The organism is Variovorax sp. Varisp46 (assembly GCF_059491885.1).
The window spans coordinates 2950327-2968849 of record NZ_CP168515.1 but is presented as its reverse complement, the minus strand read 5'-3'; the positions used below and the strand labels follow the sequence as shown (position 1 = coordinate 2968849).

At 67.2% G+C, this 18523-nt stretch carries 17 protein-coding genes; 15 read left to right on the top strand and 2 right to left on the bottom strand.

Annotated elements, in window-relative coordinates:
* Positions 1–7 precede the first annotated feature (7 nt).
* The 3 genes from ACEN9N_RS13980 to ACEN9N_RS13970 all read left to right on the top strand — a co-directional run bounded on the left by ACEN9N_RS13980 (position 8) and on the right by ACEN9N_RS13970 (position 3612).
* Positions 8–925, top strand: coding sequence for a lytic transglycosylase domain-containing protein (locus tag ACEN9N_RS13980; protein WP_495656320.1), 918 nt, complete (start codon positions 8–10; stop codon positions 923–925).
* An 84-nt stretch (positions 926–1009) separates the two neighbouring features.
* On the top strand, positions 1010–3421 hold the full coding sequence (gene parC, locus ACEN9N_RS13975; protein ID WP_413315063.1) for a DNA topoisomerase IV subunit A: 2412 nt from the start codon (positions 1010–1012) through the stop codon (positions 3419–3421).
* Positions 3421–3612 (top strand): hypothetical protein, encoded by a 192-nt coding sequence (locus ACEN9N_RS13970; protein ID WP_495656319.1) that lies wholly within the window; start codon positions 3421–3423, stop codon positions 3610–3612. Before parC ends, ACEN9N_RS13970 begins: the two co-directional genes overlap by 1 nt.
* Positions 3613–3636: 24 nt before the next feature.
* On the opposite strand, the gene ACEN9N_RS13965 is transcribed toward ACEN9N_RS13970, so the two are convergent.
* Positions 3637–4758 carry an MBL fold metallo-hydrolase gene (locus ACEN9N_RS13965; RefSeq protein WP_495656318.1) on the bottom strand — a complete coding sequence of 374 codons (1122 nt, stop codon included), beginning with the start codon at positions 4756–4758 and terminating at the stop codon, positions 3637–3639.
* A gap of 222 nt (positions 4759–4980) precedes the next feature.
* Between ACEN9N_RS13965 and ACEN9N_RS13960 the strand changes: the two genes are divergently transcribed.
* Both ACEN9N_RS13960 and ACEN9N_RS13955 read left to right on the top strand, forming a co-directional pair.
* On the top strand, positions 4981–6573 hold the full coding sequence (locus tag ACEN9N_RS13960) for an esterase/lipase family protein (RefSeq protein ID WP_495656317.1): 1593 nt from the start codon (positions 4981–4983) through the stop codon (positions 6571–6573).
* Between the two features lie 22 nt (positions 6574–6595).
* Positions 6596–7126, top strand: a complete 531-nt coding sequence (locus tag ACEN9N_RS13955) for a cysteine hydrolase family protein (protein ID WP_413316374.1) — start codon at positions 6596–6598, stop codon at positions 7124–7126.
* On the opposite strand, the gene ACEN9N_RS13950 is transcribed toward ACEN9N_RS13955, so the two are convergent.
* Positions 7127–8836, bottom strand: a complete 1710-nt coding sequence (locus tag ACEN9N_RS13950) for a hypothetical protein (RefSeq protein ID WP_495656316.1) — start codon at positions 8834–8836, stop codon at positions 7127–7129.
* Positions 8837–8978: 142 nt separating this feature from the next.
* Here ACEN9N_RS13950 and ACEN9N_RS13945 point away from each other — a divergent pair, with 142 nt between their 5' ends.
* The 10 genes from ACEN9N_RS13945 (at position 8979) to ACEN9N_RS13900 (ending at position 18516) form a co-directional block, all read left to right on the top strand.
* A complete protein-coding gene (locus ACEN9N_RS13945) occupies positions 8979–9650 on the top strand; it encodes an amino acid ABC transporter permease (protein WP_007835644.1) in 672 nt (223 codons plus the stop codon).
* 24 nt (positions 9651–9674) lie between these two features.
* The gene (locus ACEN9N_RS13940; protein ID WP_007835641.1) at positions 9675–10328 is read left to right on the top strand and encodes an amino acid ABC transporter permease; all 654 of its coding nucleotides are present in this window, start codon (positions 9675–9677) and stop codon (positions 10326–10328) included.
* A 55-nt stretch (positions 10329–10383) separates the two neighbouring features.
* Positions 10384–11181 carry a transporter substrate-binding domain-containing protein gene (locus ACEN9N_RS13935; RefSeq protein ID WP_413316368.1) on the top strand — a complete coding sequence of 266 codons (798 nt, stop codon included), beginning with the start codon at positions 10384–10386 and terminating at the stop codon, positions 11179–11181.
* Between the two features lie 137 nt (positions 11182–11318).
* The gene (locus ACEN9N_RS13930; protein WP_413316366.1) at positions 11319–12074 is read left to right on the top strand and encodes an amino acid ABC transporter ATP-binding protein; all 756 of its coding nucleotides are present in this window, start codon (positions 11319–11321) and stop codon (positions 12072–12074) included.
* Entirely contained in the window at positions 12075–12818 is a 744-nt protein-coding gene (locus ACEN9N_RS13925) for a sugar phosphate isomerase/epimerase family protein (protein ID WP_495656315.1), read from the top strand.
* A 14-nt stretch (positions 12819–12832) separates the two neighbouring features.
* Entirely contained in the window at positions 12833–13786 is a 954-nt protein-coding gene (locus ACEN9N_RS13920; RefSeq protein WP_413332994.1) for a sugar kinase, read from the top strand.
* 5 nt (positions 13787–13791) lie between these two features.
* Positions 13792–14781: a 2-hydroxyacid dehydrogenase gene (locus ACEN9N_RS13915; RefSeq protein ID WP_413316360.1), complete on the top strand. Its 990-nt coding sequence runs from the start codon at positions 13792–13794 to the stop codon at positions 14779–14781.
* A 124-nt stretch (positions 14782–14905) separates the two neighbouring features.
* Entirely contained in the window at positions 14906–15931 is a 1026-nt protein-coding gene (locus ACEN9N_RS13910) for a LacI family DNA-binding transcriptional regulator (RefSeq protein ID WP_413316137.1), read from the top strand.
* A 46-nt stretch (positions 15932–15977) separates the two neighbouring features.
* Entirely contained in the window at positions 15978–16820 is an 843-nt protein-coding gene (locus ACEN9N_RS13905) for a MurR/RpiR family transcriptional regulator (RefSeq protein ID WP_007838561.1), read from the top strand.
* 241 nt (positions 16821–17061) lie between these two features.
* The gene (locus tag ACEN9N_RS13900) at positions 17062–18516 is read left to right on the top strand and encodes an MFS transporter (protein ID WP_495656314.1); all 1455 of its coding nucleotides are present in this window, start codon (positions 17062–17064) and stop codon (positions 18514–18516) included.
* The last annotated feature ends 7 nt before the right edge of the window (positions 18517–18523 follow it).

Sequence of the window (18523 nt, the reverse complement as noted above, 5' to 3'; positions counted from 1 at the left end):
ACCACGCATGTCAGCTTTCAAGCGTTCGTTGTTGCTTTCGGCCTTCCTGCTGTGCACGCAGCAGGAGGCGGCGCACGCCGCTGACATCTACGGCTACGTCGACAGCAAGGGCGTGGCGCATTTCGCCGCCGAGAAGGTCGACGAGCGCTACCAGGTCTTCTTCCGTGGCGGCCAGAGCTTCGACACGGCGCAGGGCCTTTCTCCGCTGGGCCGCGGCGCCCGCAAGCTCGACGGCAAGGTGCCGGCCGCGTCGCAGTCGCTGCTGGCCATGTTCGAGGCCTCGCCCGGCTACAAGACCGCCAAGTCCGCCCTGCGCGACGCATCGAACAAGCACGACATCGACTACGAACTGCTCCAGGCCCTGGTCGCGACCGAGTCGGGCTTCGACGCGCAGGCCGTCTCGCCCAAGGGCGCCATGGGTCTCATGCAGTTGATGCCCGCGACGGCTCAGCGCTATGGCGTGTCGGCCGACAAGCGCGCGACCATCGAGAAGAAGCTGTTCGACCCGCGCATCAACATCGCCGCCGGCTCGCGCTACCTGCGTGACCTGATCGCGATGTTCCCGGGACAGATCGAGCTCGCGCTGGCTGCCTACAACGCAGGCGAGGGGGCGGTGCAGCGTGCGGGCAACAAGATCCCGAACTACAAGGAAACGCAGAACTATGTACAGACCGTGCTGCAGTTGTATGCGTACCTGAAGCCTTCGGCAGTGACGGTGGGCGGAAACCTTCGGGGTGGCAGTGGCGGCGGCAGGACGCCGGGGCGCATCCGCATGGAAATGGCGGTGCCAAAGGGCGGCGCGATCGGCCGCGGCAACATGCCCTCCGAATCGCCGCGCAGCGCTCCGACGATGCCCGAGCTGCCCGACGTGCCGACCGGCGCGGCCGAGCCGGGCGCCACCGCGCCGCCGTCCCCGTTGTCCTGACCTCCGGGGACTGCCAAGTACCGTCCTCGCGACCGCAAACAAGGCGCGCAGCCTCAAGCAACTGTTTTTCTTTCCCTCTCATTCATGGACGACTCTCAACCTCCGCTCGATCTCCAGGGTCCCACCGACGGCGACACGACCCTGACCCTCGCCGACTACGCCCAGACCGCCTACCTCGAATACGCGCTCAGCGTGGTCAAGGGCCGCGCGCTGCCCGATGTGTCCGACGGCCAGAAGCCGGTGCAGCGCCGCATCCTGTACTCGATGTCGCGCATGGGCCTGGGCTTCGGCGGCACCAACGGCACCGTGGGTGCCAAGCCCGTGAAGAGCGCGCGCGTGGTCGGCGACGTGCTCGGCCGCTTCCACCCGCACAGCGACCAGGCCGCGTACGACGCGCTGGTGCGCATGGCGCAAGATTTTTCGCAGCGCTATCCACTGGTCGATGGCCAGGGCAATTTCGGCAGCCGCGACGGCGACGGCGCCGCGGCCATGCGCTACACCGAAGCGCGACTGGCGCGCATCACCAGCCTGCTGCTCGACGAGATCGATGAAGGCACGGTCGACTTCATTCCCAACTACGACGGCAGCACCGAAGAGCCGCGCCTGCTGCCCGCGCGGCTGCCGTTCACGCTGCTCAATGGCGCCAGCGGCATCGCGGTCGGCCTTGCCACCGAGATCCCGAGCCACAACCTGCGCGAGATTGCCGACGCCTGCGTGGCGCTGATCAAGTCGAACGGCAAGCTCAGCGAGGAAGAACTCTTCGCCATCGTGCCCGGCCCCGACTATCCGGGCGGCGCGCAGATCATCAGCAGCGCGGGCGACATCGCCGATGCCTACCGCACCGGCCGCGGCTCGCTCAAGGTGCGCGCGCGCTGGAAGATCGAAGACCTCGCGCGCGGCCAATGGCAGTTGGTGGTCAACGAACTTCCGCCGGGCGTCAGCACGCAGAAGGTGCTCGAAGAGATCGAGGAAATCACCAACCCGAAGGTCAAGACCGGAAAGAAGGCGCTGAGTGCCGACCAGACGCAGCTGAAGGCCGCGATGCTGTCGGTGCTCGACGTGGTGCGCGACGAGTCCAGCAAGGACGCGGCCGTGCGCCTGGTGTTCGAGCCCAAGACCTCGCGCATCAGCCAGGACGAGTTCATCACCACGCTGCTCGCGCAGACCTCGCTCGAAACCTCGTCGCCGATCAACCTCACGATGGTCGGCATCGACGGCAAGCCCACGCAGAAGTCGCTGCGCCAGATGCTCAACGAGTGGATCGCGTTCCGCGAGGTCACCGTCGAGAAGCGCTCGCGGCACCGGCTCAACAAGGTGCTGGAACGCATCCACATCCTCGAAGGCCGTCAGCTGGTGCTGCTGAACATCGACGAGGTGATCGCGATCATCCGCGCGGCGGAAGACCCGAAGGCCGCGCTCATCGCACGCTTCAATCTCAGCGAACGGCAGGCCGAGGACATTCTTGAAATTCGCCTGCGCCAACTTGCGCGGCTCGAAGCCATCAAGATCGAGCAGGAGCTCTCGGGCCTGCGCGACGAGCAGAAGAAGCTCGAAGACATTCTCGGCAGCCCGACCGCATTGCGCCGCCTGCTCGTGAAGGAAATCGAGGCCGACGCCAAGACATTCGAGGACGCGCGCCGCACGCTCATCCAGGCCGAGAAGCGCGCCGTGGCCGAGGTGAAGGTGGTCGACGAGCCCGTCACCGTCATCGTGTCGCAGAAGGGCTGGGTCCGTGCGCAGAAGGGCTGGGCGAGCGAGAAGGCTGCGGGCAACGGTGCGAACGCAGAGAAGGGCGCAGCGCCGGAATACAGCTTCAAGTCCGGCGACTCGCTCTACGGCGCCTTCGAATGCCGCAGCGTCGACACGCTGTTGGTCTTCGGCAGTGCCAAGGACAAGAGCGTGCGCGTCTACACCGTGCCCGTGTCCTCGCTGCCCGGCGCGCGCGGCGACGGCCAGCCGGTCACCACGCTCATCGAGCTCGATGCCGGCACGCACGTCACGCATTTCTTCGCCGGCCCCGTCGGCGCCAGCGTGCTGCTTGCCAACACCGGTGGCTACGGCTTCATCGCCACGGTCGAGAACATGATGTCGCGCCAGCGCGGCGGCAAGGCCTTCATCGACGTGGGCGAGGGCGAGCAGCTGTGCCGGCCGTCGCTGGTCGGCGGCGCGAGCGGCGCCGAGCCGATGCCGGCCGCCACGCACGTGGCCTGCGCCTCGACCGGCGGGCGCATCCTGACCTTCGACATCACCGAACTCAAGAGCCTGCCGAAGGGCGGGCGCGGCCTCACGCTGATCGACCTCGAGGCCAAGGACACCCTGGCCGGCGCCGCGGCCTACACGCGAAGCGTGAAGATCGAGGGCATCGGCCGCGGCGGCAAGGAGCGCGATGAAACGCTGGAAATCCGCACACTCAACAACGCCCGCGGCAGCCGTGCACGCAAGGGCAAGGCGGCCGACCTCGGCTTCAAGCCGTCGAGCATCGTGCGGGTGCAGTGATGGGCGGCATCGACATCAGCGTCATCGGGATCTTCATTGCCGTGGTCACCGGCTTCGGCAGCTATGTGCTGGGCCGGCGCATGCGCGAAAAGCGGGCGGCGAAGAAGCGCGAGAAAGACCGCATCGCTTCGCAGGCGAACGAGACGCGGCAGGTGCGCCGGGCGCGGGAGCGCAAGGAGCGGGGCGGGTAGGCCGGTAACGGGCGGCAGGGCCGCTCAGCGCAGGCCGGTCCACCAGCGCACATTCGTGCGCGCCTGCCCCACCGTCACCACCTCCCCGATCACCGGCGTCGCCAGCTCGATCTTCTTTGCCTCCGCGAGGTTCGCGATGCGGTCCAGCGGGTCGCGCCAGGTGTGGAAGGAAAGGTCGAAGGTGCTGTTGTGCACCGAGAAGAACACCTTGCCGCGCAGGTCCTCGAAGGCCTGCACGCTTTGCTCGGGCGTCATGTGCACGGCCGGCCACATGCTGTCGTAGGCGCCGTTTTCCATCAGCGCGATGTCGAAGCCGCCGAAGCGTTCACCGATCTGCCTGAAGCCGGGGAAGTAGCCCGAGTCCCCGCTGTAGAACAGGCGCTGCTCGCCGCTCTGCACTACCCATGAGGCCCATAGCGTGCGGTCGCGGTCGCCCAGCGTGCGGCCCGAGAAATGCTGCGCGGGCGTGGCGGTGAGCTTCACGCCGTCGTGTTCGCCGCTTTGCCACCAGTCGAGCTCGCTCACGCGCTCGGCCGGCACGCCCATCACCAGCAGCCGCGCGCGCACGCCCAGCGGCACGAAGTAGCGCTGCACGCTCTTCGAGAGGTACTCGATGGTCGCCACGTCGAGGTGGTCGTAGTGGTCGTGCGAAAGGATCACGCCCTCTATCGGCGGCAGCTGTTCGAGCGCGATCGGCGGCTGGTGAAAGCGCTTCGGCCCGGCCCACTGCACCGGCGATGCACGTTCGCTGAACACCGGGTCGATCAGCCAGTACTTGCCGCGCAGCTTCAGCAGATGCGACGAGTGGCCGAGGCGCACCACGTGGTTGGCCTTGGTGTCGAGCGCATCGAGCGCGCCGCGGTCCAGCGCCTGCACGGGGATCGCATCGATCGGCACGGTGTCGACCTTGCTGCCCACGATGAAGCGTGACCAGATGCGCCATGCGCTGGCCTGGGCCGGCAGGTCGGGGTTGGCCATGTTGTGGAAGCCGCCGTCGCGGAATTGCGGCGAGTTCTCGTAGCGCGTCTCGCCGCCGCCGGCGGCGCCGCATCCCGCCACGAACGCGCAGCCGGCGGCCGCCAATGCGGTGCCACGGCGCAGCAGTTGAGGCAGGTAGGAACCCTGCGAACCTGGATCGTCAGCCATGGGAGTGCCTTCTGGATTGTGTTTGTTGGATGGCGCGAGACTAGCGACGATGCGCGTTTCAATGGTTTCAACCGTAGAAACATTTGGGGAGCGGGGGTATCCGGGACGCTTGTCCGGGGCGAAACAGCGAACAGTCCTATGCCATGCGCGATATGGCGCTCCCCTTCACCCCTCGGCAAACTGAAAGTCTTCATCGATCCCAAGGAACGAGGCGGCAGAGCCATGAGCAGCAATCGCTACCCCATCATCTACGTGCGTGGCTACGCCATGACCGAAGCGGAGCGCGATGACACCGCCGCCGATCCGTTCTGCGGTTTCAACATCGGCTCCACGGTGTATCGCGCCACCGTCAAGAAGGAAGCGCCGGCGCAGAAGTTCGTCTTCGAGTCGCCCATGGTGCGGCTGCTGGCTGACTTCCAGTACCAGAGCGTCTACCAGAACGGGCTGGACATCCTCGACCCCGACTGGAAGCCCTCGCCCGATGAAAACGGCAGGGACGTCGACGGCATTCCCTCGGCTTCGGTCATCATCTACCGCTACTACGACTCGGGCTCCGAGCTGCTCGGCGATGGCCGGGCCAGGGACATCAAGGTGTACGCGCAAGGCCTGAGCCAGTTGATCCTGCGCGTGCGCGACCTCGTGGCGCTGCGCGAGGGGCCCGGCTTCTCGCCCGCGGATTTCCGCTGCTACCTCGTCGCGCATTCGATGGGCGGCCTGGTGGTGCGCGCCTTTCTGCAGAACCCCGAGCTCGGCGGTGCGGCCGCGCGTGCGTGCGTCGACAAGGTGTTCACCTATGCCACGCCGCACAACGGCATCGACATGGGCGGCATCAACGTGCCGGCCTGGCTTACGGCGGCTGAGATGAACACCTTCAACCGCGAGAAGATGTCGGAGTTCCTGGCCACGCCGGCGGTCAACGGCCGCATGGACTACCTGCCGGCCACGGCCTTTCCGGCCGAGCGCTTCTTCTGCATGGTCGGTACCAATCGCGGCGACTACGAAAGCGCCAAGGGCCTGTCGCGCATGTTCGCGGGCCACGGCAGCGATGGGCTCGTGCGCATCGAGAACGCCTCGCTCTGGGCCTCCGACGCTGCGGGCAAGACGCAGCCAGTGGCCACCGCCTACACCTACCGCTCGCACTCGGGCTTCTTCGGCATCGTCAATTCGGAGGAGGCCTACCAGAACCTCGTGCGCTTCCTGTTCGGCGACGTGCGGGTCGATCTGTGGTTCGACATCGAGGGCGTCACGCTGCCGCCCGACCTGCCCAAGGGCGCTGACGTCGATGCGCTCTACCAGGTCGAGCTGCTCGCCGCACCGCGCGGCAAGCGCTGGTACCTGAGCCGGCGCGTGGCCGAGGAAGATTCGCCCGCCTGCCGTACGCACAAGGAACTGACCGACCCGGCCAAGGCGGATCGCCGGTCGATCTACCTTTCCACCGTGTTTCTCGCCAACAGGGCCCGCGTGAAGCAGGACCGCCCGACGCTCGCCTATGCCATGACGCTGGGCGTGCGCGTGCCCGACTACCAGGTCAACAACAAGTTCTGGCTCGATGGTCACTACGAAGGCAGCTCGCTGTTCCGCGATACGCTGGTCATCGAGATCGCGCCGCCCGCGCCTGGCGATCCGGCGCAGAGCTGGAACGTCAAGTACGGCTGGCAGACCGACACGGCGGGGCAGGCCTCGCTGCCGATGAGCCCGAAGCAGCTGGCCAGCGGCAAGCTGCAGTTCATGGTGCCGCTGTCGAGCCTCGGCGCCGCACCGGCGGCGCCCGGCATCAGCGGGAAAGTACGGCTCGAAGTGAGTGCCTGGAACTGAGGGGAGCCGCTACGATGGGCGCATGAACACTGCCGTCCTCGTCATCGACGTCCAACGTGGCCTTTGCGACGATCCACCGCGCCCCCATGAAGCCGGGCAAGTGATGCAGCGCATCAATGCGCTCACCGAACGTGCCCGTGCAGCCGGTGTGCCCGTGGCCTTCATCCAGCACGAGAATGCGGTCGACCTGGAATTCGATTCCGAGCGCTGGCAGCTCGCCGGTGCGCTGAACACCGATTCGCGCGACGTCCGCATCCGCAAGACCACGCCCGACTCCTTTCTGCGCACGCCGCTCGAAGCCTGGCTGTCGGAGCATGGCGTGAAGCGCGTGGTGGTCTGCGGCTATTCGTCGGAGTTTTGCGTCGACACCACCGTGCGCCGCGCCGCCGCGCTGGGCTACCACGTGGTGCTCGCAGCCGACGCGCACACCTCGCACGACAAGCCGCACGCGACGGGTGCGCAGATCCGTGCGCATCACAACGCCACGCTGTCGGACATCACGAGCTTCGGCGTGCCGATTCGCGCGGTGGCCAGCGCCGACATCGCGTTCTGATCAGTCGGCCCCCGGCCGCCACACCCGCGCCAGCGCGGCCATCTTCCCCTTGAAGCCCAGCCTGTCGTTCGACAGCGCGTCGATGAAATCCGACAGCCGCTGCGACTTCACCATCGTGTAGATGGTGAGCCAGGTCGTAAGGACGAACACCACGCCGAACCACAGTGCCTTGCGCCACAGCGGTGCGTCGGCCTCGGCCAACAGGTTCATGCCGAGGAAGCCGGTGGTGATGGTGCCGATCAGGCCGAACAGCGTGACCACCGTGAGGCGCACCACGGTGCTGGCCTGCCGGCGCAGGCTGTCGGCGTCGAGATATGTGTTCATGTCGGCGATGCGCGCCTTGACCTCGTCGTAGAGCGGGTCGAGCCCAAGGTGCGCGGCACACATGTGCGAGAGCGCGCGCACCTGCGCCTGTTCCGAGATCTCGTGGAACCAGTAGCGGTGCGTGAAGCGCAGGAAGCGCTCGAAGCTCGCTCGGATCGCGCGCTTGAACTGCTTCACGCTCGGCGTGCTGCGGATGTCGAGCCGCTTGAGCGCCTCCACCAGCTGGTCGGAGAACATCAGCAGCGAGGCCTTCTGGAAATGCGCGATGAGGAACAGCAGGAAGTGCTGGTGCCTGAACTGCGCGAGCACGCCGCGGTCGCGGCAGCAGAAGAACTCGGAGTGCGCATCGCCCACCACGATGAGGGCGTGGCCGTTGCACAGGTAGCGCGTGTTGGGTGCTGCGCCGGCGTTGACCCAGAAGCGGTCGTAGCAGTACTTGTGCTCGAAGTCGGCGAGGTGGTGGTCGGCGTAGGGCAGGTGCGCGTCGGTGGTGCCGGCACCCGTTACCAGCGCGAGCCGCACGAAGTCGTCGCGCGTGAGGCGGCGCGGGTCGTCCAGCGAGAGGTAGGCCATGACCGGCATGCGGTAGTACTCGATCTGCCGGTAGCGCAGCACGCCGGGGTCTTCGGAATGGTCGCTCACCAGCGGCTGCATCAGGTAGGCCCAGTGCGAGGAGATGCGCGGCGCGCGGTGCTGCGCCACGTGCGAGAGGAAGCTCTCGCGCTGCTGCGCGTCGGAGCTTGCGAGGACGCGGCCGTCGGCGCCCAGCCATTCGACGCTCGCCATGCAATGCAGCGCCGAACCATCGGGCTCCCAGCCGGAGGGGTAGGCGCGGCCGAAGCGGTAGAGGATTTCCTGCGCCTGCGCGAGGCTCAGGTGGTCGGCCCCGACCTCGAGGTTCACCATGACCACGTCGATGTCGAAGAAGAAGTAGAGGTCGCAATGCACCACGTCGAGCGTGACGGGCGCGTCGCCCGCGCGGGCCACCACGCGCACCGATGCGATGTCTTGGCGGCGGAAGACGCGCATCGGTGAATCGCCGTCGTTGCCGGAGGCCGGACCGCCGCTGCTGCCGTTGCGCGAGCGGCCCTCGCCGTAGAGAAAGCGCTGCACGTACGGCAGGAAGCTCACGAACTCGTTGTAGTGCCGCTCGTGAAAGCGGCTGCTGTCGCCGGTGTATTCGTCGACCTCTTCGCGCCATGGCGAGGCATCGCCCATCTCGCGCAGCACATGCCAGGGCGCGTGGTGGTGCGCGTGCCCGGCGTCCGGCGCAGGCATCAGCCGCAAGGGCCAGAGCAGGGCCTGGCGGAAATGCTGCACGGTGGGAGCGCCTGTGGAGAGCGTAGTTGCCTCTGTGGGCATGGTGGCCGCGGGTGGGTTCAGCATGGCTTCAGTGTAGGCAGAAGGCGAGACAAAACGACCACCTAGGGGAATCCCTAGGCAATCATGAAACCGGTTTCAGATAAGCTGCAAGCATTGCTTTCGAGGCATGCACGCGCCACCCGCGCCACTTCCGGGTTCGCCCTCCATGAACTACCAGTTTCAATTCGACGCCGTCTTCGCCGCCTGGCCGTTGCTGCTCAAGGGCACGTGGATCACGGTCCAGCTCTCGCTCGTGGCCACGGTGCTCGGCCTCGTGGTCGCCATCTTCTGCGCCTGGGGCAAGACCTCCGGGCCGGGCTGGCTGCGCTTCATCGTGAATGCCTATATCGAGGTGATCCGCAACACGCCGTTCCTCGTGCAGTTGTTCTTTTTCTTCTTCGCGCTGCCGGCCATCGGGCTGCGCTGGTCGCCGCAGACGGCCGCGCTGGTGGCGATGGTGGTGAACCTCGGTGCGTATGCGACCGAGATCATCCGCGCGGGCATCGAGTCGATCCCCAAGGGGCAGATCGAGGCGGGCAGGGCGCTCAACCTCAAGCCCTGGGAAATCTTCCGCTTCGTCATCATCAAGCCCGCGCTGAAGGCCATCTACCCGGCGCTCACGAGCCAGTTCATCCTGCTGATGCTGAGCTCGGCGGTGGTGTCGGTCATCTCGGCCGACGACCTGACCTCGGTGGCCGCCAACCTGCAGTCGCAGACCTTCCGCAGCTTCGAGATCTACATCGTCGTGGCTGCGATCTACCTCGCGCTGGCGCTGGCCTTCTCGACGATGTTCAAGCTGATCTACAGGCGCACGCTCAACTATCCGGACCGCCGGTAAGAAACGACGGACGGAGACAACACCATGCGCACCTTCGGCTTTCCCGAATTCCTTTTCATCCTCGAAGCGGCCAAGTGGACGCTTGCGCTGTCGGCCATCGCCTTCGTGGGCGGCGCGATCCTGGGGCTCATCGTCGCGTTGATGCGCACGTCGCAGTCGACGTGGGCGCGCGGCGTGTCGACCACTTTCATCCAGATCTTCCAGGGCACGCCGCTGCTGCTGCAGCTGTTCCTGGTGTTCTTCGGCGCGCCGGTGCTGGGGTTGGACATCAATCCGTGGGTGGCTGCCGGTGTCGCGCTCATCCTGAACAGCGCCGCTTTCCTCGGCGAGATCTGGCGCGGTTGCATCGAGGCCATTCCGCGCGGCCAGTGGGAAGCCGCCGAGGCGCTGAGCCTCAGGTACACGTCCCGCATGCGCGACGTGGTGTTGCCGCAGGCGCTGAAGATCGCGCTGGCGCCCACGGTGGGCTACGTGGTGCAGATCATCAAGGGGACGTCGCTCGCGGCCATCATCGGTTTTGTCGAAGTCACGCGCGCCGGGCAGATCGTCAACAACGCCACCTTCCAGCCGCTCATCGTGTTCTCGGTGGTGGCGGCCATCTACTTCGCGATCTGCTGGCCGCTGTCGCTGCTGGCCGCGCGCATGGAGCGCCGCCGCGCCCGGGCGCTTGCCCGCTGACCCTTTCCGTTTTCTCTTTCTCGTCGCTTCCTTTTTTTATTCAGGAGACACACCCATGACCCGTATCACCACCCGCCGTGCCGCGCTCGCCGTGCTGGGCCTCGGCGCCGCTCTCACCGTGTTCGCACCCTTCGCCTCGGCACAGTCGGTGGCCGACATCAAGAAGAAGGGCGAGATCACCATCGGCATGCTGGTCGACTTTCCGCCCTACGGCACCACCGATGCGAAGAACCAGCCCGACGGCTACGACGCCGACGTGGCCAAGCTGCTTGCGAAGGACTGGGGTGTCAAGGCCAACATCGTGCCGGTCACGGGCCCCAACCGCATCCCGTTCCTGCTGACCAACAAGGTCGACCTGCTGGTCGCCTCGCTGGCCATCACGCCCGAGCGTGCCAAGCAGGTGCAGTTCTCGCAGCCCTACGCGGCCGCGACCATCGTGCTGTACGGCGCGACCAAGGCCCCCATCAAGGCCGCGGGCGACCTGAAGGGCCTGCGCGTGGGCGTGGCCCGCGCCTCGACGCAGGACGTGGCCGTGACCAAGGCCGCGCCCGAAGGCACCGAAATCCGCCGTTTCGACGACGACGCCTCGGCCATGCAGGCGCTGATCTCGGGCCAGGTCGATGCCATCGGCTGCTCGGTGACCGTGGCGGCACAGATCGCCAAGCGCGTGCCTGCCGGCACCTACGAAAACAAGTTCACGCTGGTGCAGCAGTCGATGGGCATCGCGATGCGTCCGGGCCAGGAAGAGCTGCACAAGGCGGTGAACGAATTCGTGCAGAAGAACACCGCCAACGGCGAGCTCAACAAGCTGTATCAGAAGTGGCTGCAGGCCGACCTGCCGAAAATGAACTGACCCCCAGGCTTCGCGCACTTCGTGTCGCTACGCCAACCCCCTTGCAGGGGGCAACACCTGCGGCCCGGCAAAGCCGGTTCCGCGGTGTTCCTTGAGAAGGCGCAGGGCGCCCCACAGTGAGTATCGGAACAACGAGCATGACGACGGAATCGATCATCCGCATGGAAGCGGTCAACAAGTGGTACGGTGAATTCCAGGTGTTGACCGGCATCGACCTGTCGGTGCGCCAGGGCGAGCGCATCGTGATCTGCGGGCCTTCGGGTTCGGGCAAGTCGACGCTCATCCGCTGCATCAACCGGCTGGAGACGGTGCAGAAGGGCCGCATCGTGGTCGACGGCATCGACCTCACGGCCGGCGGCAAGAACGTGGATGCCGTGCGCGCCGAAGTCGGCATGGTGTTCCAGCAGTTCAACCTGTTCCCGCACCTCACCATCCTGGAGAACTGCACGCTGGCGCCGATGCGCTCGCGCGGCATGACGAAGGTGCAAGCCGAAGAGGTGGCCATGAAGTACCTCACGCGCGTACGCATTCCCGAGCAGGCCGGCAAGTACCCGAGCCAGCTCTCCGGCGGCCAGCAGCAGCGCGTGGCCATCGCCCGCGCGCTGTGCATGGCGCCCAAGATCATGCTGTTCGACGAGCCCACTTCCGCGCTCGACCCCGAGATGGTCAAGGAAGTGCTCGACACCATGATCGGCCTTGCCGAAGACGGCATGACCATGCTGTGCGTGACGCACGAAATGGGTTTTGCCCGCAGCGTGGCCGATCGCGTGATCTTCATGGCCGACGGAAAGATCGTCGAGCAGGCGCCGCCGGAAGAGTTCTTCGGCAACCCCAAGGACGAGCGCACGCGCCAGTTCCTCGGCCAGATCCTCAGCTCCCACCAAGCGCACTGAATGTCCTTTTCCGTTCTGATTTCTCTGTCGTCCTTCGGTGCGGCCGAGGTGGGGCGGCATGGCCAGCTCTGGTGTTCGCAGCTGGCATTGGCGGCTGGCGCCGATTCGGTGGAAGTGCGCGGCGAGATGCTGCGCGACGCCGGGGCCGAACTGCCCGCCCTGAGCGGGCTCGCTTCCGTGTACTCCAGCCCCGAGGGCCTGTGGGCCCAGGGTGGCTGGCTCGACAGCGCCGCGCTCAAGCGCGGCATCGCCGCGGCCACGCGTATAGGCGCCAAGCGGCTCAAGATGTCCATCGGCGACTTCCAGGCCTCGTCGCACGGCTCGCTCTGGGGCCTGAAGGTGGAACTGGCCGAAACACGCGTCGAGCTGCTCATCGAGAACGACCAGACCGTGCGCGCCGGCACGCTGCCCGCGCTGCAGACTTTCTTCGAGGTGGCCGACCGTGCCGGGGTGCCGCTCGGCATGACCTTCGACATGGGCAACTGGCACTGGCTCGGCGAATGCCCGCTGCAGGCGGCGCAGGCGCTGGGCCACCGCGTGCGCTACGTGCATTGCAAGGGCGTGCAGCGCCTGCCGCACAAGTGGGTGGCGGTGCCGCTGGGCGATTCGGCCGCGCCGTGGCGCGCGGTGCTGCGTGCATTGCCGGCTGACGTGCCCCACGCCATCGAATACCCTCTCGCAGGCGACGACCTGCTGGCCGTTACCCGCGCGCAGATCGATTTCATCCGCGCCGCGCGCGCATAGATCGAGAGACACTCATGACAGAACCCACCGCTTTCGACGTCGCCCTGTTCGGCGAAGCCATGCTGCTGCTCGTGGCCGACCGGCCAGGTCCGCTGGAAGACGCCCAGTCGTTCCACAAGCGCACCGCCGGCGCCGAGACCAACGTGGCCATCGGCCTCTCGCGGCTGGGCCTCAAGGTCGGGTGGGCCAGCCGGCTCGGCACCGACTCGATGGGCCGCGCGTTGCTGGCCGCGATGCGCGCCGAAGGCATCGACTGCTCGCACGTGATCACCGATGCGACGCAGCGCACCGGCTTCCAGTTCAAGGGCCGCGTCACCGACGGCAGCGACCCGCCGATCGAATACCACCGCAAGGGTTCGGCCGCGAGCCACATGGGCCCGGCCGACGTCGACGAGGCCTGGCTGCGCTCGGCGCGCCATTTGCACGCCACGGGCGTGTTCGCCGCCATCTCCGACACCAGCCTGCAGGCCGCGCTGAAGACCATGGACGTGATGCGCGCCGCGGGCCGCACCATCTCCTTCGACACCAACCTGCGCCCGACGCTGTGGTCGTCCACCGAGACCATGCGCCATTGGGTCAACGAACTCGCCTCGCGCGCCGACTGGGTGCTGCCCGGCATCGAAGAGGGACTGCTGCTCACGGGCCACGACAAGCCCGAGGACGTCGCGAAGTTCTATCGCGAACGCGGCGCGAAGCTGGTGGTCGTCAAGCTCGGCGCCGAGGGCGCCTACTACGACAGCGACGTGGCCGGCACTGGCCGCGTCGACGGCTTTCCGGTGAAGGAAGTGATCGACACCGTGGGCGCGGGCGACGGCTTCGCGGCCGGCGTGGTGAGCGCGCTGCTCGAAGGCCGCAGCGTGCCCGATGCCGTGCGCCGCGGCGCATGGATCGGCGCGCGCGCCGTTCAGGTGCTGGGCGATACCGAAGGCCTGCCGACGCGGGCGCAACTCGAAGAAGCGGGGCTCTGAACGCCATGACGAACGCATCGAAGAAGAACATCCTCGTCTTCCGGCCGCTGCCCGAGGATCAGCTGGCACGCCTGCAGGCCGCGCACCACGTCACCGTGGCCGATCCCCGCAAGGAGCCCGAGGCATTCGCCGCCGCGCTGCGCATCGCGCACGGGTTGATCGGATCGAGCCACACGGTCGATGCTGCGCTGCTCGATGCGGCGCCGCAGCTGCAAGTCATTTCGAGCGTGTCGGTCGGCGTCGACAACTACCCGCTGGCCGAACTGCACAAGCGCGGCATCGTGCTGTGCCACACCCCCGACGTGCTGACCGAGACGGTGGCCGACACCGTGTTCGCGATCCTCATGGCCACGCAGCGCCGCGTGGTCGAACTCTCGAACCTCGTGCGCGAAGGGCGATGGACCAGGAACATCGGCGAAGAGCTCTTCGGCACCGACGTGCATGGCAAGACGCTGGGCATCCTGGGCTTCGGCCGTATCGGGCAGGCCGTGGCGAGGCGCGCTGCACTGGGTTTCGGCATGCCGGTGCTGTACCACTCGCGCCGCGCGGTCGACCTGGCTGCGCAGGCGCCCGAACTGCAGGGCCGCGCCACGCACACGCCGCTCGACGATCTGCTCGCGCGCGCCGACATCGTGCTTGCGATGCTGCCGCTGACCGACGCCACGCGCGGCATGATCGACGCGGCCTTCTTCGCGCGTATGAAGCCCGGTGCATCCTTCATCAACGGCGGCCGAGGCGCCACCGTGAACGAAGACGCGCTGCTGCACGCCCTCGACCACGGCACGCTGCGCGCCGCAGGCCTCGACGTGTTCGCGAAGGAGCCGCTGCCGGCCGACTCGCCGCTGCGCACGCATCCGCGCGTGACGCCGCTGCCGCACATCGGCTCGGCCACGCACGAGACCCGGCACGCGATGGCGGAGCTGGCGACGACCAATCTGCTGCAGGTGCTGGCCGGGGAGAAGCCGGCGGCGCCGTACGACACGGCGGCCGCATGAGTCCCTCAAGGCTTTTCTCCCTCCCCTTCCGGGGGAGGGCAGGGGTGGGGGCAAGCGGCGCATCCACTGGGCACTCTGCCTGCCCCCATCCCAACCTTCCCCCAGGGGGGGAAGGAGCAAGACCATGAAGCCGACGGGCCGCGCCACTATCGCCGATGTCGCCGCGGCGGCCGGCGTCTCCAAGGCCACCGTCTCGCGCTTCCTCAACCACCGCGAACGCCTGCTGAGCCCCGACATCGCCGCGCGCGTCGAAGTCGCCATCGCCGCGCTCGCCTATTCGCCGAGTCCGATGGCGCAGGCCCTGAGCCATGGCCGTTCGCGCCTCATCGGCCTGATCGTGGCCGACATCACCAACCCGTATTCCGTCGCGGTGCTGCGCGGCGCCGAGAAGGCCTGCCAGGACGCCGGCTATCTCGTGATGCTGTTCAACCTCGGCAACGAGAGCGAACGCGAGCGCGAAGCCATCGATGCGCTGGCTGGCTACCAGGTCGACGGCTTCATCCTCAACACGCTGGGTCGAGGCAGCAACGTGGTCGATGCGGTCACGCTGCACGGCAAGCCGGCGGTGCTGGTCGACCGCCGCCACGCGGGCATGCACACGGACTTCGTCTCGCTCGACAACCCTGCCGCGATGACGGCCACCTGCGGCCACCTGGTCGAAGGCGGCTACCGCGATCTGCTCTACGTCACGGAGCCGCAGAAGGGCGTGAGCTCGCGGCGCGAACGCACGGCAGCGTTCGGCGCCTGCGTGGCCGCGCATGAGCCGCGCGTGGCGGGCGAGGTGTTCGAATCGGTCGAGGGTGAGAGCGATGCGCTCGACGAGGCTTTGCGCGCCTTGCGCCAGCGCGCCAAGCGCGGCCGACGCGCGGCCGTGGTCGCGGGCAATGCGGTGGTCACGCTGCGCATTGCGCAGGCGATGGCGCGGCTGGGCTGGCAGTTCGGCACCGACCTGGGCTTCGTCGGTTTCGACGATCCGGAATGGGCCTCGCTCATCGGTCCCGGCCTGAGCACCGTGGCCCAGCCCACCGACGCCATCGGCCGCACCGCCGCTACCTGCCTGATCGAGCGGCTGCGGGGACTGGACGCGGCGCCGCGCCAGTTGCTGCTGCCTGGAGAGCTGGTGGTGCGGGGCTCGTCGCGGGCGCTCTAGCATCCGCGAACAGTTGAAGCTGGCATCATCGCGTGCCCAGACCGCCATGTCACCTTCCGCAGACTCCTTCGTCCGCCGCGTTCGCAGCCAGCTCGACCAGCTGTCCGCGACGGAGCGCCAGCTTGCCGACTTCGTGCTGGAGTTCCCGGGCGAGCTGGCGAGCTATGCCGGTAACGAACTGGCGGAGCTTGCGGGCGTGTCGCCCTCGACGGTAAGCCGCTTCATCCGCCGCATCGGGTACGAGAACTACGAGGAGGCCCGGCGGCAGGTCCGTGAGGAAAAGCAGACCGGCTCGCCGCTGTTCCAGAACGCCACCGAGGCTTCCAAGCGGGGCCACCTGGTGGCCACGCATTTCCAGCAGTCTCAGGCCAACCTGGCCAGCACCTTCGATCGGCTCGACGACCGGCAGATGGCAGAGATCGTCAAGGCGATCATCGGCGCGAACCAGGTGCTGATCTTCGGCAGCCGCAGCAGCCATGCCTTCGCGCAGTACCTGCGCTGGCAGATCATCCAGGTGGTCCCGCGCGTCACCGCCATTCCGGGGCCTGGAGAAACGCTGGCCGAGCACCTGGCCGGGCTGGGCACGCGCGACTGCGTGATCGTCTTCGGCACGCGCCGGCAGACGCGGCAGATGGACACCCTGCTCGAGGCCGCGAGCCGCATCGGCGCGCGCATCGTCTACATCAGCGACCGGGCGTCGCCGGACTTTGCCGGTGCCACCTGGTCGCTGCAGTGCGATTGCCGCGGCCCCGGGCTGCTGGACAACCACACCGCGGTGATGGGCGTGTGCGATCTGCTCGCCACCATGGTGATCGAGGCCTCCGGCTCCGCCGGCCGCAAGCGGCTGGCAGCCATCGAGCTCGGCCACGAGGAAAACGGCGAGCTCTGAGCCGCACGCCAACGGTGCGCACCCGCACGTTCACGGTGCGCCCGGCCTGAAATTTCCCCTGTAATTCCCCGAAAGTTCGGGCATGGCGCTTGCTCATGGTTGCTTGTGACTGAAATTATGATTTCACAAAACATATATAGGTGAAATCGATATGTCATTGCAACGAGGTCGCCGATAGCATGCGAAAGGCGATTCCGGACAGCACCGAGCAAGCACTTCTTCCTTTCTCAAGGGGTTTCCAATGGCTGGACCTGCACTTTCCTCCGGGCCTGACTCGCCCCGGGTTGCCGAGCTCGACCGCGCGCTCGACAAGATCGGTGTCACGCGCTCGCATCACACGATCATCTTTCTGATCCTGATCGGTTGCCTGTTCGACAGTTTCGAGCAGAACGCCGTCGGCATCGTGGGGCCCATGCTGCGCCAGCAGTGGGGCCTGAGCGCATCGGACATCGGCCTGCTGAACACCGTCACCTTCACCTGTGCGGCGATCGGGCGGATCGTTTCGGGCTTCATTGCCGATCGCTACGGACGCCGTGTGATGCTGTCGCTCGATCTGCTGCTGTTCACGCTGGGCGCGGGCGTCTGCGCGACGGCGCCGAACTTCACGGTGATGGCGCTCGGGCGTGCCATAGTCGGCTTCGGACTCGGCGGCGAGATCGCCATTGCGGTGACCATGCTGGCCGAGTTCTGCTCGACCAGGTTCCGCGGCACGGCAGTGGGGTTGGTCAACGTGGGGGCAGGCGGCCTCGGCAACTTCCTCGCGCCGGGCTTCGGCCTGCTGGTGTTCTGGATGTTCCCGGGCGACAACGCGTGGCGCTGGCTCTTTGCCTGCCTCATGGTGCCGGCGCTGCTCGGCGCGTTCTATCGCCGCTACATTCCGGAAACGCCGCGCTTTCTGCTCTCGCAGGGCCGCGTGAAGGAGACGAACGCGGTGCTGTCGCGGCTGGCGTCGGGCCGGCTCTCGGCGAAGAAAGTGCCGCAGCAGCAGTACATCAACGAGGATGGCGCGCACGCGCAGCCTGCGAAGGTCAAGGTGCGCGTCACCGAGATCTTCCGCGGTGCGCTGGCGCGGCGCACCATCCCGCTGTGCATCACGATCTGGATGACCTACGGCGCGCAGATCTCGGTGCTCACGCTGATGCCGACCATCCTCGTCACGCTGGGCTACAGCATGTCGAAGAGCCTGGTGTTCACGATGGTGATGCAGGGCGGCAGCCTGCTGGGCGCCATTGCGGCGTCGCTGCTGGGTTTTCACTTTCCGCGCAAGCGCGTGTTGACGGCCGGCGCCGTGTGTGCCTGCCTGGCGGCCCTGACGATCGGTTTCGTGGCCAAGAGCATCGCCGTGATCCTCATTGCGGGCGCGGTGTTCCAGTTCTTCGTGCTGCTGCTGAACACGACCATCTGGATCTTCGCGCCCGAGCTCTACCCGACGCGCGTGCGGGCCTTCGGCACTGCCTTCATCCTGGCCACGGGCACCGCGGCGGGCGCGTTGATGCCGCTCGTCGCCGGGCGCCTGTTCGATGCCTTCGGCCTCGTCGGCGTGTTCGGGCTGGCGGCCGGCATGTACGCGGTCTTCGTGATCAGCGTGCAGAGCGTGCCGGAAACCTATGGCCAGTCGCCCGACGCACTGCCCCTGCCCGGTGAAGGCCCGGCCACCGACGCCACCCCGGCCGCCAAGATCGCGCAGCCGGGTTGAACCTCAG

Bases quoted from the DNA above. Each gene is read 5' to 3' on its own strand.
- ACEN9N_RS13980 (WP_495656320.1), top strand. From the start codon at position 8: ATGTCAGCTTTCAAGCGTTCGTTGTTGCTTTCGGCCTTCCTGCTGTGC.
- parC (WP_413315063.1), top strand. From the start codon at position 1,010: ATGGACGACTCTCAACCTCCGCTCGATCTCCAGGGTCCCACCGACGGC.
- ACEN9N_RS13970 (WP_495656319.1), top strand. From the start codon at position 3,421: ATGGGCGGCATCGACATCAGCGTCATCGGGATCTTCATTGCCGTGGTC.
- ACEN9N_RS13965 (WP_495656318.1), bottom strand. From the start codon at position 4,758: ATGGCTGACGATCCAGGTTCGCAGGGTTCCTACCTGCCTCAACTGCTG.
- ACEN9N_RS13960 (WP_495656317.1), top strand. From the start codon at position 4,981: ATGAGCAGCAATCGCTACCCCATCATCTACGTGCGTGGCTACGCCATG.
- ACEN9N_RS13955 (WP_413316374.1), top strand. From the start codon at position 6,596: ATGAACACTGCCGTCCTCGTCATCGACGTCCAACGTGGCCTTTGCGAC.
- ACEN9N_RS13950 (WP_495656316.1), bottom strand. From the start codon at position 8,836: ATGCTGAACCCACCCGCGGCCACCATGCCCACAGAGGCAACTACGCTC.
- ACEN9N_RS13945 (WP_007835644.1), top strand. From the start codon at position 8,979: ATGAACTACCAGTTTCAATTCGACGCCGTCTTCGCCGCCTGGCCGTTG.
- ACEN9N_RS13940 (WP_007835641.1), top strand. From the start codon at position 9,675: ATGCGCACCTTCGGCTTTCCCGAATTCCTTTTCATCCTCGAAGCGGCC.
- ACEN9N_RS13935 (WP_413316368.1), top strand. From the start codon at position 10,384: ATGACCCGTATCACCACCCGCCGTGCCGCGCTCGCCGTGCTGGGCCTC.
- ACEN9N_RS13930 (WP_413316366.1), top strand. From the start codon at position 11,319: ATGACGACGGAATCGATCATCCGCATGGAAGCGGTCAACAAGTGGTAC.
- ACEN9N_RS13925 (WP_495656315.1), top strand. From the start codon at position 12,075: ATGTCCTTTTCCGTTCTGATTTCTCTGTCGTCCTTCGGTGCGGCCGAG.
- ACEN9N_RS13920 (WP_413332994.1), top strand. From the start codon at position 12,833: ATGACAGAACCCACCGCTTTCGACGTCGCCCTGTTCGGCGAAGCCATG.
- ACEN9N_RS13915 (WP_413316360.1), top strand. From the start codon at position 13,792: ATGACGAACGCATCGAAGAAGAACATCCTCGTCTTCCGGCCGCTGCCC.
- ACEN9N_RS13910 (WP_413316137.1), top strand. From the start codon at position 14,906: ATGAAGCCGACGGGCCGCGCCACTATCGCCGATGTCGCCGCGGCGGCC.
- ACEN9N_RS13905 (WP_007838561.1), top strand. From the start codon at position 15,978: ATGTCACCTTCCGCAGACTCCTTCGTCCGCCGCGTTCGCAGCCAGCTC.
- ACEN9N_RS13900 (WP_495656314.1), top strand. From the start codon at position 17,062: ATGGCTGGACCTGCACTTTCCTCCGGGCCTGACTCGCCCCGGGTTGCC.